This is a genomic window from Cupriavidus sp. C2SS-8b (genome assembly GCF_057073745.1).
Genome location: NZ_CP172717.1, coordinates 1,239,418 through 1,254,688, shown reverse-complemented (window position 1 = coordinate 1,254,688; position 15,271 = coordinate 1,239,418). Strand labels below are relative to the sequence as shown.

The 15,271-nt window shown below is 67.8% G+C and carries 14 protein-coding genes; 7 read left to right on the top strand and 7 right to left on the bottom strand.

Going from position 1 to position 15,271, the window contains the following annotated elements; all coding sequences use genetic code 11:
* Nucleotide 1: 1 nt before the first annotated feature.
* The 7 genes from ACIGJB_RS22710 to ACIGJB_RS22680 all read right to left on the bottom strand — a co-directional run bounded on the left by ACIGJB_RS22710 (nucleotide 2) and on the right by ACIGJB_RS22680 (nucleotide 6,350).
* A complete protein-coding gene (locus ACIGJB_RS22710) occupies nucleotides 2–799 on the bottom strand; it encodes a crotonase/enoyl-CoA hydratase family protein (protein WP_483734528.1) in 798 nt (265 codons plus the stop codon).
* A 40-nt stretch (nucleotides 800–839) separates the two neighbouring features.
* Entirely contained in the window at nucleotides 840–1,808 is a 969-nt protein-coding gene (locus ACIGJB_RS22705; RefSeq protein WP_483734527.1) for a PDR/VanB family oxidoreductase, read from the bottom strand.
* 96 nt (nucleotides 1,809–1,904) lie between these two features.
* Nucleotides 1,905–2,900, bottom strand: coding sequence for a tripartite tricarboxylate transporter substrate-binding protein (locus tag ACIGJB_RS22700; RefSeq protein ID WP_483734526.1), 996 nt, complete (start codon nucleotides 2,898–2,900; stop codon nucleotides 1,905–1,907).
* A gap of 36 nt (nucleotides 2,901–2,936) precedes the next feature.
* Complete coding sequence (locus ACIGJB_RS22695; protein WP_483734525.1) at nucleotides 2,937–4,175, bottom strand: Rieske 2Fe-2S domain-containing protein; 1,239 nt, start codon at nucleotides 4,173–4,175, stop codon at nucleotides 2,937–2,939.
* Between the two features lies 1 nt (nucleotide 4,176).
* A complete protein-coding gene (locus tag ACIGJB_RS22690) occupies nucleotides 4,177–5,181 on the bottom strand; it encodes an amidohydrolase family protein (protein ID WP_483734524.1) in 1,005 nt (334 codons plus the stop codon).
* A 5-nt stretch (nucleotides 5,182–5,186) separates the two neighbouring features.
* Nucleotides 5,187–5,588, bottom strand: coding sequence for a RidA family protein (locus ACIGJB_RS22685; protein WP_483734523.1), 402 nt, complete (start codon nucleotides 5,586–5,588; stop codon nucleotides 5,187–5,189).
* Nucleotides 5,589–5,627: 39 nt separating this feature from the next.
* Nucleotides 5,628–6,350: a GntR family transcriptional regulator gene (locus ACIGJB_RS22680; protein WP_483734522.1), complete on the bottom strand. Its 723-nt coding sequence runs from the start codon at nucleotides 6,348–6,350 to the stop codon at nucleotides 5,628–5,630.
* Nucleotides 6,351–6,768: 418 nt separating this feature from the next.
* Here ACIGJB_RS22680 and ACIGJB_RS22675 point away from each other — a divergent pair, with 418 nt between their 5' ends.
* From ACIGJB_RS22675 to ACIGJB_RS22645, 7 genes are read left to right on the top strand one after another with little or no spacing between them, the layout of a single operon-like run.
* Nucleotides 6,769–8,940, top strand: coding sequence for an acetate--CoA ligase family protein (locus tag ACIGJB_RS22675; RefSeq protein ID WP_483734521.1), 2,172 nt, complete (start codon nucleotides 6,769–6,771; stop codon nucleotides 8,938–8,940).
* A gap of 32 nt (nucleotides 8,941–8,972) precedes the next feature.
* Nucleotides 8,973–10,160 (top strand): acyl-CoA dehydrogenase family protein, encoded by a 1,188-nt coding sequence (locus ACIGJB_RS22670; protein WP_483734520.1) that lies wholly within the window; start codon nucleotides 8,973–8,975, stop codon nucleotides 10,158–10,160.
* A 15-nt stretch (nucleotides 10,161–10,175) separates the two neighbouring features.
* Complete coding sequence (locus ACIGJB_RS22665) at nucleotides 10,176–11,303, top strand: acyl-CoA dehydrogenase family protein (protein ID WP_483734519.1); 1,128 nt, start codon at nucleotides 10,176–10,178, stop codon at nucleotides 11,301–11,303.
* A 47-nt stretch (nucleotides 11,304–11,350) separates the two neighbouring features.
* Nucleotides 11,351–12,337, top strand: a complete 987-nt coding sequence (locus tag ACIGJB_RS22660) for a Bug family tripartite tricarboxylate transporter substrate binding protein (RefSeq protein WP_483734518.1) — start codon at nucleotides 11,351–11,353, stop codon at nucleotides 12,335–12,337.
* A 48-nt stretch (nucleotides 12,338–12,385) separates the two neighbouring features.
* Nucleotides 12,386–13,549, top strand: a complete 1,164-nt coding sequence (locus tag ACIGJB_RS22655; RefSeq protein ID WP_483734517.1) for a thiolase domain-containing protein — start codon at nucleotides 12,386–12,388, stop codon at nucleotides 13,547–13,549.
* Entirely contained in the window at nucleotides 13,546–14,007 is a 462-nt protein-coding gene (locus ACIGJB_RS22650) for a Zn-ribbon domain-containing OB-fold protein (RefSeq protein ID WP_483734516.1), read from the top strand. Before ACIGJB_RS22655 ends, ACIGJB_RS22650 begins: the two co-directional genes overlap by 4 nt.
* An 18-nt stretch (nucleotides 14,008–14,025) precedes the next feature.
* On the top strand, nucleotides 14,026–15,252 hold the full coding sequence (locus tag ACIGJB_RS22645) for a CaiB/BaiF CoA transferase family protein (RefSeq protein ID WP_483734515.1): 1,227 nt from the start codon (nucleotides 14,026–14,028) through the stop codon (nucleotides 15,250–15,252).
* The last annotated feature ends 19 nt before the right edge of the window (nucleotides 15,253–15,271 follow it).

Below are 15,271 nucleotides of genomic sequence, written 5' to 3'. Positions count from 1 at the left end.
TTCAGTCGGATTTCGCGCCGGGGGTGGCGAGGGGTTTGGCGCGGCCTTCGACGAAGTCGCGCAGGCGTTCGGCGGCCTCTGGCGGGCGCGGGATGTTCGAGGTCAGGTATTCGACGAACAGGCCGTCGTCGTGCGACAAGTCGTTGATGCGCGGCAGCACATTGGTGATGCGCCAGTTCGTATCGGCGGTATTGCGCGCGACCAGCGCCGCCAGTTCGCGCGCCTTGGCCAGCGCCTGGCCCTGTGGCACCACATAGCGCACGATGTGTTCGCGTTCGCCTTCCTGCGCGTTGAGCAGGCGGCCGGTCAGCATCATGTCGGCCATCACGGTGTAGCCCACCACGCGCTGGATGCGCACGGTGCCGCCGCCTCCCACAAAGATGCCGCGCTGTCCTTCCGGCAGGCCGAACAGGGCCGATTCATCCGCGACGCGGATGTGCGCGGCCGTCGCCAGCTCCAACCCGCCGCCCACCACGGCGCCATGCAGCGCTGCCACGAACGGGATCGGGCCGCGCGCAATGCCGTCGAACACGGTGTGCCAGGAATGGCGGGTGCGCTTGCGCGGACGCGGCTGCTCTCCCGAGGCGCGGGCCAGTGCTTCTTTCAGGTCCAGCCCCGCGCAGAAGTTGCTGCCGTGGCCGAACAGCACGCCGACATCGGCTTCTTCGCCGGCACGTACCACGGCGTCGTGCAGGGCCCAGACCACCTCTTCGTTGATGGCATTGCGCTTGTCGGGGCGGTTCAGGCCAATCAGGGCGACGTTGCCGTCGAGTTCATAGGTCACCAGTGCGGTGCTCATCTCATGCTCCTTGTTCGTTGTTTAATGCGACGGTTGGTGGCTACAGGTCGAGCACCAGCTTGCGGGTCTTCGCGCCGGAACAGCACACCATCATCCGGTTGTTGGCGGCGCGCTCGGCCATGTTCAGCACCAGGTCGCGGTGGTCCGGCTCGCCGTCCAGCACGCGCACCTCGCAGGTTCCGCAGACGCCTTCCTGGCACGAGTACATGGGCTCCACGCCTTCGGCGATCAGGCATTCCAGGATGGTCTTGCCGGGCTGGATCTCAATGCTGCGGCCACTGCGCGACAGCTCCACGGTGAAGCCGCCCCTGGTGGCCGCCGCTTCGCGCGCGGCGAAGTACTCGCGATGCACGCGCTCCGGCGCCAGCGATGCCGTGGCCTGTTCGAAGGCCTCCAGCATCGGCACCGGTCCGCAGCAGTAGATGTGCGCGTCTTCCGGCAGGCTGGCGGCAATGGCCGCGAGGTCGAGTCGATCGGCACCGGCCTCGCGGTCGAAGGTCAGGTTGACCGCGCTGCCCGGCTCGATGCCCATGGCTTCGAGGGTCTCGACGAAGGCCGCCTGCTTGCGGGTACGCGCGGCGTAATGCAGCCGCCACGGGCGGCCCAGTTCACGCAGGCGATGGATCATGCCGAGGATGGGCGTAATGCCGATGCCACCGGCCACCAGCACCGCGAGCGACGCGGAATCGTCGAGCGGGAAGTTGTTGCGCGGCGCGCTGATGGTCAGCACGTCGCCGGGGCGCAGGGTCTCGTGCATATAGCGTGAGCCGCCGCGGCTCTGCGCATCGCGGTTGACGCCGATCACGTAGCTGTGCGATTCGTTCTGCGCGTTCAGCAGCGAGTAGCTGCGGATCAGGCCATTGGGCAGGTGCAGGTCAATATGCGCCCCTGCGGTGAAGGCGGGCAGCGTGCGCAGCGGCGGCTCCGGCCGCAGGTCGAACGCCAGGATGCCTTCGGCTTCCCAGCTGATGGACTTGACCCTGACTTGCAAGGTATCGGTATTGCTCATGGATGTCTCCGGTCGAATCAGGGGCGGCCCCGCCCATGCCGCGCGGACGGGCCGCACGGCATGCATGGCAGCAAGGGGTTTAGCCGGTTACGGCTTCTAGAGTTCCGCGCGAAAGCCCGAGGCGCGGATGATGGGTCCCCACGTTTCCAGTTCGGCGCGCTGGCGGCGGCCCATCTGTTCGCCGTCGAGGTAGTCGGGCACTACCGCGAGCTGGCTCATCAGGGTCTGGCGCGCCTGCGGCGCGGCCAGGATGGTCTTCAGCGCTGCCTGCACGCGGGCGATCTCGGCCGGCGGCGTGCGCACCGGCGCCCACATGGCCGTCCACGCGTCGCCCAGGCGCACGGGAATGCCTTGCTCGGCCATGGTCGGGATATCCGGCGCCAGCGGCGAGCGCTTGTCGCTGAAGATGCCCAGCAGGCGCACCTTGCCGGCACGGTGGTGGCGCAGCAGGTCCTGCAGCAGCGTGACCGCCGACGGGATATGGCCGCCCAGCAGGTCATTGATCATCGGCGGCGTGCCTTTGTACGGGGTGACGGACAGTGAAATGCCGGCCGCCTTCGCATACTGCAGGCCCAGGAAGTGGTTCTGTCCGCCGAGCCCCGGGGTGCCGAAGCTGGCCTGCTGCGGATTCGCACGGGCCCATCGCACGAATGCCTGCGCACTGGTCGCGCCAGTGGCCATGCCCGCGGCCATGCCGGTCGGGTAGGACACCAGTCCCGCCACGGGCGCAAAGTCGCGCCACAGGTCCCACTTGAGCTGCTTGCCGAACACCAGCGTCTGGAACGTGGGCGTGGCGTTGGGCGCGATCATGTAGGTGAGGCCATCCGGCTCGGCGGACTTCAGCACGTCGGCGGCCAGGCGGCCACCGGCGCCCACGTGGTTTTCCACGATTACCGGCTGACCCAGCAGCGCCGCAAGCGAATCGGAAAAGTACCGCGCAATGGCATCGGTGCCGCCGCCGGGCGGCAGTCCCACCAGGATCCGGATGGCGGGTTTGCCGCGCAACTGCGCGAAGGAGGCCGCGGGCGCGGCGAGTCCTGCGCACGCCGCCAGCAACAGCTGGCGGCGCGAGCGGAAGCGGGGGCTGGTCATCGTTGTCTCCGTCTTCTTTGGTCTGATGCCGGCGGCTCAGGAGGCCACGGTCAGCGTACGCCAGTCTTCGCCGGCAGGCAGCACGCCGCCGATCGAGACGATCCGGCTGTAGTCGAGGTCCGGGTTGTCGGCGAGCGTCGGGGTCTTGCCGGCGACGAACTCGCGGACCGACTTCAGCAGCGCCTGGCGCACGCGCAGCACCGCGCCGTCGGCCGAGCACAACTGCTCGGTGGTGCGGTCGGCAATCGGCCCCTGCCCGATGAACATGGCGAAGTCCTCGGTGCCCAGGTGCTGCGGAAAACCGGTGGCGTGGCCGCGTCGCATCAGGTCGCGGTTCTGGCCCCAGTTGTCGGCGGGCGTGCCCGGCGGCAACGGCGGAAAGTTCCACACGTCTGGCGTGGCCGACATGATGGTCATGCCGAGCGGGCGGTGCGGGTTGAAATGCACGAACCAGGCGCGGTGCGTGACGTCATCCACCGGCGTCGAGAAAAACACCGTGCTCGGGCCCTTTTCATCGGGCGCGCAGATGATGCCGTACCACGGCATCACGAAGTTGTTCACGCGCGCATAGAGCTTGTCGTCGGGCAGCGGGCGCAGCGCCGCGTAGCGGTAGCCGTAAGGGCGATCCTCGAATTCCAGGCGCGGTGCCAGTGCCTGTGTCATGTGCATGCGCTGGTTGCCGGAGCCCGCGGTGATCTGCGTGGTCGATTCATGCAGCACACCGACGTGCGACGAATCCATCGACGCTTCCACGCCCTGCACCCAGTTGGTCGGCACTTCCTGGCTCGTGACCGAGCGCTGGTCTTCGGGCAGCGACGTGAACGGCAGGTCGGAGAACCTCGGCGCCTGTTCGCCCTTGCCGAGCCACACCCACACGATGCCGCCGCGTTCCTGCACGCCGTAGCGGTTCACGCGCACGTGCTTGCAGAACTGCGCCTGGTCGCCGACATGGTTCGGTGCTTCCATGACCTCGCCGGTAGTGCCGAGCTTCCAGCCGTGGAAGATGCAGCGCAGGCCGTTGTCCTCGTTGCGCGCCATCAACAGCGAGGTCTTGCGGTGCGGGCACAGCTCGTCGAGCACTCCGACCGCGCCGTCGGTGCGGCGGAACGCGACGTAGTTGCTGCCGAGCAGGCGCACACGCACCGGCGCGCCATCCGCCACCAGCTTGGCCGACGGCACTGCCGGAAGCCAGTAATGCTGCCGGATCATCTCGCCCATCGGCGCGCCGTTCTCGACGCGCGTGAGCAGGTCATTGTCTTCGCGGCTCAGCGGCATGTCAGCACTCCTCGTCGGTGCGGAAGGCGCGCGAGTACAGGCGCCGGCAGTTGCATTCGAAGATGTTCTTGCGCTGTTCGTCGGTCAGCCACGAAATGCCTTCGATGACCGGCTTCATGTCGTCGTAGTCGCGGTCGGTCAGCGGGTCGCGCGCGCTGCCGGTGCCGGGCTTCTCGGTGCCGAACAGCACGTTGTCGGTGCCGGCTACCTTGAGCAGCAGGTCGATCGCCTCGGTCGAGTAGTTGCAGGTGTCGAAGTAGAGCTTGCGCAACTGCTCGTCGAACGTGACGGTCTCGCCCTTGCGCACCGACCACGAGCGGAAGCGGCCCATCTGGTAGGGAATGGCGCCGCCGCCGTGCGCGACGACGATCTTCAGATTCGGGAATTCCTGGAACACCTTCGAGTTCAGCAGCGAGATGACGGCGATGCTTTCCTCGTTGATGAACTTGAGCGTGTACGACTCGCGTGCGCTGCAGCTGCCGGCGGAGTGGATCAGGCCCGGCACGTCCAGGCGCGTCATGGCCTCGTACAGCGGATACCAGAACGGATCGCCAAGCCCCGGCGGCGTCGGGCCTTCGCTCTCGGTCGGATCCGGGTTGATCAGGCAGCCGACAAAGCCGAGTTCGTTCACGCAGCGCTCAAGTTCAGGCACCGCGCGCTCGGCCGGCGATTCCAGCATGTGCTGCGGCAGGCCGGCCACGCCGCGGAAGCGGTCCGGGAACATGGTGACGAAGCGCGCGATGATGTCATTGCAGTGGCGCGACCACAGCTCGGTCACGCGGCCCGGCTTGACCGAATGCATTTGCAGGTAGGGGCGCGGCGAGATGAACTGTACGTCGGTGCCAACGGCGTCCATGCTGCGCACCAGCTCTTCGGCCGCCTTGCGTACGGATGCATCCGGAATCTTCGGCGTGGTGGACGGATTGGCGCGTCCACCGACGAGTTCCGCCATGTAGCGGAAGCTCTCCGGGGGCATGACGACGTGGGCGTGGGAATCGATGATCATGGTGTTCAGCCTTGGTTGGCGCCGGCCAGGACGGCCAGGCATTCGAGTTGCAGGAGCATGCCGTGCTGCAGGTCATGCACGACGATGTGCCGCGCGGGGCGGTCTTCAGGGTTCGGGAAGCACTGCAGCCATTCGGCATTGATGGCTTCGCGCACGCTGTTGTCCTTCACGTAGACGGTCAGCTTCACCACGTCCGCAACGCTGGCGCCGCCGGCCGCCAGAACGCTGGCGAGATTGCGGAACGCGTGCACGGCCTGTGCATCCGCGCCGGCCGGCAGTTCGCCGGTGGCCGCGTCCTTGCCCGAGATGGCCGAGGTGCAGATCACATTGCCCACGCGGGCGCCGGTGGGAATGGGGGCGTTGTGCGCAAGGCCGGGCACATCGAGCGAGCGGAGAGGTCTGGTCATGGGATGCCTGAGGGTTCTGGGATATCTGGGGGACTGAGGTCAGGACGCGGCGGCATGGCCGCCGTCGAAGAAATGGGCTGGCACGGTCGCCAGGAATTCGGCAAAGCCGGTGGTGCCGGCGGGCACATGGACGGCCATGGCGGCGGCGGCCTGCTGCTCGTCACCGGCGCGGATCGCATCCGCAATGCGCTGGTGCTCTGCGAGCGACTGCGCCACCTGCTGCCCCGTCGCGAAGTCGCGCACCCGGTAGCGTTGCAGGCACCGCCTCGCTGCGCGGATATGGCCGGCGAGGATTTCGTTGCGGCAGCCCTGGTAGATGGCTTCGTGAAAGGCCGCGTTCGCGGCTGTGTAGCCGATGGCTCCAGGCGTTGCCGCGACCCGCCGGCCCAGCGACAGGCCAGCGTCGAGCGCGGCATGCAGTGCGTCGTCGCCACGCCGCGCCGCCAACCGCGCCGCCAGGGATTCCAGTTCACCCACGTACTCGAGCATCGCCCGCACCTTGCCGACGGACAGGCGCGCGACCGCGGCGCCCTGGCGCGGCGTGATGCTCACCAGTTCGTGCGCGGCCAGTTGCTGCAGCGCTTCACGCACCGGTGTGCGTGATACGCCAAAGCGCTGCGCCAGTTCCCGCTCGTCAAGCGGCGTGCCGGGACACAGGACACCGGCTTCGATCTCCGCTTCCAGCGTCGCGCGAATGTCTTCGGCCCGGCTGTTGCGTCCGACGTGGCCGGTCAGGTTCAAGGTGTGGTTAGTTGATTGCATACGCTCGGAGGCGATCAAGCATCTAGTTGTTGCTTAAAAATATACAACAAAAAAATACTGGTATGCAAAGACCGCAGGAAAAAGATCGCCGTGGTGGCGTGCAGGATTCCCGTGGGTTCCTCTCCTATGCTGGGAGAAATGGAGGCGTGCGCAGCGGGGTGGCCTCCCCGGAATCCCGCGCCGTGCTTGGTTTCCAGCCTTCAAAGGTGTGGCGTTCAAAGGCCTCGTAAGAGGTTCGCCTCAATGAGTGGGGGACTTTCATGCGGGGCAGTCGAACCAGTGGCTAGCCCGTATGATCAGGGGAATCCCCTAGGAAATTTTATGAAATATCGTTTTCTGGTGTATTGAAACGCTAGTTCTGGTATGCCAGAATTCGTTCAACACGAAGCGAATGCCATTTTTCTGGAAGACCCAACCCATGAAGACCTCTGACTTTCCCGGTGCGCAGGCCGGTCATGCACAACCGGTGGCCGAAGCCAAGGTGGCTGCCGTGACGAGCGTCCTCCGTCCGGCTTCCATTGCCATCGTTGGTGCTTCGGCGGACCCGCGCTCGTTCGGCGGGTTCGTGCTGGCGAACCTGGAGCGCTTCGGTTACGCCGGCGCTATTCATCTGGTCAGCCGCAGCAGTACCGAGATCAACGGCCGTGGCTGCGTGAAGACGGTGGACGAACTGCCCGCCGGCATCGACCTGGCCGTGCTGGCGATTCCCGAGGCAGGCGTGCTCGACGCGGTGCGCAACCTGGCCGCGAAGGGCACCCGCGCGGCGGTCCTGTTCGCATCCGGCTATGCCGAGACCGGTGAAGCCGGCCGCGATCGGCAGGACCAGCTGGCCGCCGCCGCGCGTGACGCCGGCATGCTCCTGCTCGGGCCGAACTGCATGGGCTTTACGAATTTCGAGGGTGACGTGCCCGTGACCTTCGAGGCCGTCCAGCCCTATCCGTGTGGCGGACGCCCCGGTATCGGCGTGGTGGCGCAAAGCGGGGCGATGGCCGCCAACATGCGCGATGCCTTTGTCGGGCGCGGCCTGCCGCTGACCGCCGTGGTGTCGACCGGGAATGAAGCGTCGCTCGGTGTCGAGGACTTCGTTGCCCATTACATCGACGACCCGCAGACTCGCGTGCTGGCCGTGTACGCCGAACAGGTACGGCGCCCGCGGACGTTCCTGGCACTGGCACGCAAGGCGCGCGAGGCCGGCAAGCCGATCGTGATGCTGATGCCGGGCCGCAGCGAACGGGCCCGCGAAGCGGCCCAGTCCCACACCGGCGCGCTGGCTGGCGATCACGCCACTGCTTGCGTGGCGCTGGCGCGCGAAGCGGTCGTGCTGGTCGATACCCCTGACGAACTTGTCGACGCTGCGGCGATTCTGCTGCGTTTTCCGGTGCCGCCTGCCGGCGGCCCGGCTTTTATGACCGGGTCCGGTGCGATGAAGAACGTCGCGCTGGACTTCTGCGACGGGCTGGGCCTGTCGTTGCCGGCTCTCGGAGACGAGACGACGGCACGCCTTAAGGCCATGCTGCCGGACTACGCGGTGGCCGAGAACCCGCTCGACTACACCACCATCGGCGTGCGCCAGCCCGGCCTGGTCGGCGAAGTGCTGCTGACCATGCTGTCCGACGCGGCAGTGGGCAGCATCGTGCTCAGCATTCCCGCGGGGCCCGAAGTGGCGCAGCGCGACAAGGCCGAGCACATCGTCCTGGCGCTGGCTCGTGCCGGCAAGCCGGCGGTACTGGTCGTCACCGGCGACAGCGGTCCCATCGAGACCTTCTTTGTCGATGCGATCCGCGCCAGCGGCGTGCCGTTCTTCCGCTCGCCCGACCGTGCGCTGCGCGCCCTGGCCCGGGTGTCGGCCTATGGCGAAGCCCTGCAGCGTGCCGGGCGGGCCAGCCAGTCCGTGCCCGCGGCGGTGCCGCTGCCCGGCGCCGTGCCGCCCTCGGGTGTGTTCGCGGAATACCAGGGCAAGTCGTGGCTGGCGGCTGCCGGCCTGCCAGTGCCTGAAGGCGCGCTGGCGACCAGTGTGGACCAGGCGGCGGCGATTGCCGCGCGCATCGGCTACCCGGTGGTGATCAAGGCGCAGGCAAGCGAGCTGCCGCACAAGAGCGATGTGGGCGGCGTGATCGTCAGCCTGGCCGATGAAGCCGCACTGCGTGCCGGGTGGAGCCGCTTGCAGGAGAACATCGTCACGCACCGCCCGGACCTGCGGCTCGACGGTGTGCTGGTCGAGGCGATGGGACCGCGCGGGCTGGAGCTGGTGGTCGGCGCACGACGCGATGAAGGCTGGGGGCCTGTGGTGCTGGTCGGCCTGGGCGGTGTGTGGATCGAAGCGTTGAAGGATGTGCGGCTGATCCCGGCCGATCTTGCCGAAGCCGATGTCGTACAGGAACTGGGCCGGCTCAAGGCGGCGTCCCTGCTGTGTGGTATCCGTGGCGCGGCCGCGGTCGACGTGGCCGCGATTGCACGCGCCGTGACGCTGATCGGCTGCCAGATGCGGGCCAACCCCGCCATCGCCGAGATCGATGTCAACCCGCTGGTGGCGTATCCCGACCGCGTGCTCGCGCTCGATGCGCTGGTCGTCTGCGCTGCGCAAGCCTGAATCCACGCCACACACTCCACCGCACAAACACTATGAAGCTGACTTTTTCCCCCGCCGATGAAGCCTTCCGACAGGAGGTGCGCGCCTTCGTCCAGGCGAAACTGCCCGCGGACATCCGGCGCAAGGTCGAACTCGGCCTGCGGCTCGAACATGCCGACTATGTGACCTGGTTCCGCATCCTCGAAGCGCGCGGCTGGCTCACGCCGGGCTGGCCCGTTGAACACGGCGGTCCGGGCTGGAACCACGTACAGCGCTATATCTTCGATGAGGAAACCATGCTGGGCGGCGCGCCGCGCATCATCGCCAGCGGTATCCAGATGCTGGGCCCCGTGCTGATTGCCTTCGGCACGCCCGAGCAGAAGGCGAAGTACCTGCCTGACATCCGCCAGAGCAACACATGGTGGGCGCAGGGCTTCTCCGAGCCGGGTGCCGGTTCCGACCTGGCTGCGGTGCGGACCACTGCGGTGCTGGAGCCGGACGGCAAGCATTTCGTGGTCAATGGCCACAAGGTGTGGACGTCGTACGCGCACTGGTGCTCGATGATGTTCGCGCTGGTGCGCACCGACCCGGAGGCCGCCAAGCCGCAAGAGGGCATTTCATTCCTGCTGATCGACATGAAAAGCCCCGGCGTGGAAGTCCGGCCCATCCGCATGCTCGAAGGCGGCACCGACCTGAACGAGTGCTACCTCGACAACGTGCGGGTGCCGGTGAGGAACCTTGTGGGCGAGCTGAACAAGGGCTGGTCCTACGGCAAGTATCTGCTTGGGCATGAACGCACCGGCATTGCGGGCATCGGCTCGTGCAAGCAGCAATTGCAACGCGCCCGGGCACTCGCGGCCAGCGAAGGGCTGGGCGACGACGCGGTGCTGCAGTCGCGCCTGGCACAGCTCGAGATCGAGCTGCTGGCGCTGGAATTCACCGCGCTGCGCCTGCTCAGCGCCAACCAGCAGAGCCGGGTGCCGGCGGTCGAAGCGTCGATGCTCAAGGTGCGCGGCACCGAGCTGCGCCAGGCCATTTACGAACTGCTAGTGGAAGTGGCTGGTCCGCACGCCGTGCCGTTCGAAGAGTCTGCGCTGCGCGGCGAACTGGACCAACCCGCCAGCCCGCTCGAACTGTCGGCGCTGGCCGCCAACTACCTCGACGCGCGCAAGCTGTCGATCTACGGCGGTGTCAACGAAGTGCAGCGCAACCTGATCAGCAAGGCCTTTCTCGCGGCCTGACACCTCACCAAGACCATGGATTTCTCCCTCAACGACGAACATATCGCGCTGCGCGATGCGGTGCGCCGCTTCTGCGACGGCGAGTACCCCGCGCATCGCCGTGGCGATGCCGAGACGGACGGCGAAGCCGCCGCGCGCTGGGCCGCCATGGCCGACCTTGGCCTGCTCGGGCTGCCGCTGCGCGCCGACGTGGGCGGCAGCGAGCAGGGCCCGACCGAAACGATGCTGGTGGCACAGGAGCTGGGCCGGGCGCTCGGCGGCGGCGCGTGGCTGTCCAGCGTAGTGCTGGCGGGGCAACTGCTCGACGAGACCGGCACGCCCGCGCAACGGCAGCAATGGCTGCCGGCGCTGGCGGCGGGGCAGGCACGGCTGGCCTTGGCGATCGGCGAAGCCGACGCCCGCTATGACCTGTCGCGCATCGGCACACTGGCGCGCCCCGATGGCGATGGCTGGGTCCTCGACGGGACCAAGACGCTGGTGCTCGACGGCGGACTGGCCGATGCCTTCATCGTGGCGGCGCGTACCGCCGGCGATGCCGCAGACGAGCAGGGTATTTCGCTCTTCCTCATTCCGGCCGATGCGCTCGGACTGGCTGTGCGCGAATTCCGTACGCTCGATGGCCGCAGTGCCGCACATCTCACGCTGCGCGAAGTCGGCGCCGGTGCCGATGCGGTACTGGGCCAGGCCGGCGCAGCGCTGCCGGCGATCGTCGCCGCCGCCGACCGCGCGAATGCCGCGCTGTGCGCGGAAGCCGTCGGCGCGCTGGAAGCCTTGCTGGACCTGACCGCGGAGCAACTGAAGACGCGCAAGCAATTCGGCTCGCTGCTGGCGAAGTTCCAGGTGCTGCAGCACCGTGTCGCGGACATGCTGATCGCGCTCGAACAGTGCAAGTCGATGGCCTGCGTGGCCGCCATGGCGGTCGCCGACGGCGACCCGGCGCAGCGCCGACGGCTGGTGTCCGCGGCCAAGACCGTGATCGGGCAGGCGGGCCGGCAAGTCGGGCAGTGGGCGATCCAGATGCACGGCGCCATGGGCATGACCGACGAATGCCGCGTCGGGCACTACGCCAAGCGCCTGATCGTCATCAACCAGTTGTTCGGCGACGCCGGACACCACCTGGCAAGTTTCGCCAGGCAAAGCTGACCGGCGGGCTGGCCGGTTCGCACCAGAAATACACAGGAGACAAAGACATGGCCCTCATCCGTACCCTAAGGTCAGCGTGTGGCGCGCTGGCGCTCGGTCTGGCATTTGCCTGCGGCGCGCAGGCGCAGGAGAAGCAGCCGATCAAGTTCCTGGTCGGCTTCCCGCCCGGCGGCTCCACCGATACCGTGGCGCGCGTGCTGGCCGAGAAGCTGCATGGCGAGCTCGGCCAGACCGTGATCGTCGACAACCGCCCCGGCGCCGGTGGCCGCGTGGCGACCGGCATGCTGAAGCACAGCGCACCGGACGGGCTGACCTACATGGTGGCGCCGAATGCCACCGCTATCTTCCCAACGCTGCTGTATCCGCCCGCCACGCTTAAGTACGACCTGCTGACTGACCTGACACCGGTCGCGGTGGTGATCTCCTATCCGCTGGCGCTGGTGGTGAGCACCCAGACGGGCGTCACCGATATGAAGGGCTTCGTGGAGTGGGTCAAGGCGCATCCCGGCAAAGCCATGTTCGGCACCGCCGGCCTGGGCGGCCAGACGCACTTCACGGGCCTGCAGTTCGGCAAGGCGATCGGCGTGCCGATGAACGTCGTGCCGTACAAGGGCAACGGGCCGCTCGTCACCGACCTGCTCGGCGGACAGCTCGCCTCGGCCGTGATGACCGCTGGCGATATCCTGCCGCAAGCCAAGAGCGGCAAGGTCCGCATCATCGCCGTATTCGGCGCCGCGCGCTCGCCGCTGCTGCCGGGTGTTCCCACGGCGACGGAGCAGGGCGTGGCGGTCGACAGCGGTGAAGCCTGGGCCGGCATCTGGGCTCCGGCTCACACGCCCAAGGCAGAACTGGACCGCATGCAGGCGGCACTTGGCAAGGTCCTTGCCATGCCCGACGTGCGCGCCACGCTGCAGACGCGGGCCACGCTGAACCCCGACTTCCGGCCGGCCGCCGAACTGGACCGCCTCGAGCGCAAGGAACTGGCCTACTGGGGGCCGGTGATCAAGGCCAGCGGCTTTACCCCTGACCAGTGACGCCCGCGGCGACACCCGACCTCTCTTTCCAAGCTCCTGCCATTCATCATGACCCTGAACGGATCCGCCTACATCGTGGGAGCCTACGAGCATCCCACACGCAAAGCCGATGACCTGTCGGTGGCGCGCCTGCATGCCGATGTGGCGCGCGGCGCGCTGGCCGATGCCGGCCTCACCGCCGCCGATGTCGACGGCTACTTCTGCGCCGGCGATGCACCGGGCCTGGGCAGCACCACGATCGTGGAATACCTCGGCCTGAAGCCGCGCCACGTGGATTCGACCGAGTGCGGCGGCTCCGCGCCGATCCTACACGTGGCACACGCCGCCGCGGCCATTGCCGCGGGGCGCTGCAACGTCGCGCTGATCACGCTGGCGGGTCGCCCCCGCGCAGCCGGCGCCGCACTGGCGCTGCGCGCACCGGACCCGGATGCGCCCGACGTGGCTTTCGAGCTGCCGTTCGGCCCGGCCACGCAGAACCTCTACGGCATGGTGGCGAAGCGCCATATGTACGAGTTCGGCACCACCAGCGAGCAGCTCGCGTGGATCAAGGTGGCCGCGTCCCATCACGCCCAGCACAACCCGCACGCCATGCTGCGCAACGTGGTGACCGTGGAAGACGTGGTCAATTCCCCGATGGTCGCCGACCCGTTGCACCGCCTGGACTGCTGCGTGATGAGCGACGGCGGCGGGGCGCTGATCGTGGCGCGCCCCGAGATCGCCCGCCAGCTCAAGCGTCCGCTGGTAAAGGTGCGCGGCACCGGCGAAGCGCCCAAGCACGCCATGGGCGGCAACATCGACCTGACCTGGTCGGCTGCCGCATGGTCGGGCCCGGCCGCATTCGCCGAAGCCGGCGTCACGCCGGCCGACATCAAGTACGCGTCGCTGTACGACAGCTTCACCATCACCGTGCTGATGCAGCTTGAAGACCTGGGGTTCTGCAAGAAGGGCGAGGGCGGCAAGTTCGTCGCCGACGGCGGCCTGATCTCCGGCGTGGGACGCCTGCCGTTCAATACCGATGGCGGCGGCCTGTGCAACAACCATCCGGCCAACCGCGGCGGCGTCACCAAGGTGATCGAGGCGGTGCGCCAGCTGCGCGGCGAGGCGCATCCCGCGGTGCAGGTCCGCAACTGCGACCTGGCCCTGGCCAGTGGCATCGGCGGTGCGCTGGCTTCGCGCCATACCGCTGCCACGCTGATTCTTGAAAGGGAATGAACACCATGAGCACACCCGCCACTCCGGCTACTCCCGCCAATGCTGCCAATGCGGCCGCCAAGGCGCCGCCCGCCGGTCCGCGCAAGATTCCCGCGCCGCGCACGCTGCCGGAAAGCCAGTCGTTCTGGGAAGCCGCGGACGCCGGCCACCTCCTGATCAAGGCCTGCCTGGACTGCCATGCTGCTCACTACTACCCGCGCGACATCTGCCCGCACTGCCAGTCCGACCGCACCGAATGGCGCGATGCCAGCGGCTTCGGCACGGTCTACTCGTTCAGCACCATGGGCAAGGGCGAGGCCGCGTGGACGCTCGCCTACGTCCGGCTGGACGAAGGCGTGACGATGATGACCAACCTGGTGGACTGCGATCCGCGCGAGATCGAGATCGGCCAGCGCGTGAAGGTCGTGTTCAAGCCAAGCGACGGCGGCCACGCCGTGCCGATGTTCACCCCGGCATAAAGACCTGAGGCAATGACCATGGCTGATACCCGACACAACGAACACGGCACGGGCGAGCGCAAGGGCCCGCTGTCCCGCTTCACCATCCTCGACGCATCGCGCGTGCGCGCCGGTCCCACCGCGGTGCGGCTGTTCGCCGACATGGGTGCGCGCGTGATCAAGCTGGAAATCCCGCCGGGCGCGCCGGGCGGCGACGACATGATTGGCGGACGCGACCACAACCGCGCGGACTACGAGAACCTGCACCGCAACAAGGAAAGCCTCACGCTCAACATGAAGACGCCCGAGGGCGTGCGGATCCTGCATGAGCTGGTCAGCCGCGCCGACGTCTTCATCGAGAACTACCGCCCCGACGTGAAGCACCGCCTCGGCATCGGCCCCGACGCGCTGCGCGCGATCAACCCACGACTGATCTACGCGAGCATTTCCGGCTTCGGCCAGGATGGCCCCTACGCGGGCTGGCCCGGCTTTGATTCCATCGCGCAGGGCATGGGCGGGCTGATGAGCGTGACCGGCAAGCCGGGCGAAGGCCCGATGCGCGTCGGCATTCCGCTAGCGGACCTGTGCGCGGGCCACTTCTGCGCGATGGGCATCCTCACGGCGCTGCTGGAGCGCGAGGCCTCGGGCGAAGGGCAGTGGGTGCAGACCTCGCTGCTCGAAGCGCAGATCGCCATGCTGGACTTCCAGGCCGCGCAGTGGCTGGTCGACCGCAAGATTCCCGAACAGACCGGCAACGAACATCCGCTGACCGTGCCCACGGGCGTGTTCGCCACGAGCGACGGCTACCTGAATATCGCCGCGATCGGCCAGACCATGTGGAAGCGCCTGTGCGAGGCAATGGAAGTGCCGCACCTCGTCGACGAGCCCGGCCTGGGTTCCGATCCGGAGCGCGTGCGCAACCGCGACAAGGTCAATGCCGCGATCGAGGCGGCGCTGCGCACGCGCACCACCGCCGAATGGACCCAGCGGCTGCTGAAGGCCGGCGTGCCGTGCGGCCCGATCCATCGCGTGGACCAGGTGTTTGCCGATCCGCAGGTGAAGCACCTCGGTGTGGCCTGGCCGATGCAGCACGCCGAGCTTGGCGATGTGGCGCTGGTGGGTCAGCCGATGCGCCTGTCGCGCTATCCGCGCGACTTGCCGCCGCAGCCCGCGCCGGAGCAGGGCGCCAATACCGACGACATCCTGCGCGAGCTTGGCTACAGCGCGGCACAGGTCGGCGAGCTGCGCGCCGCCTATATCGTTTGACCGCTCTGAACGTAAGGAC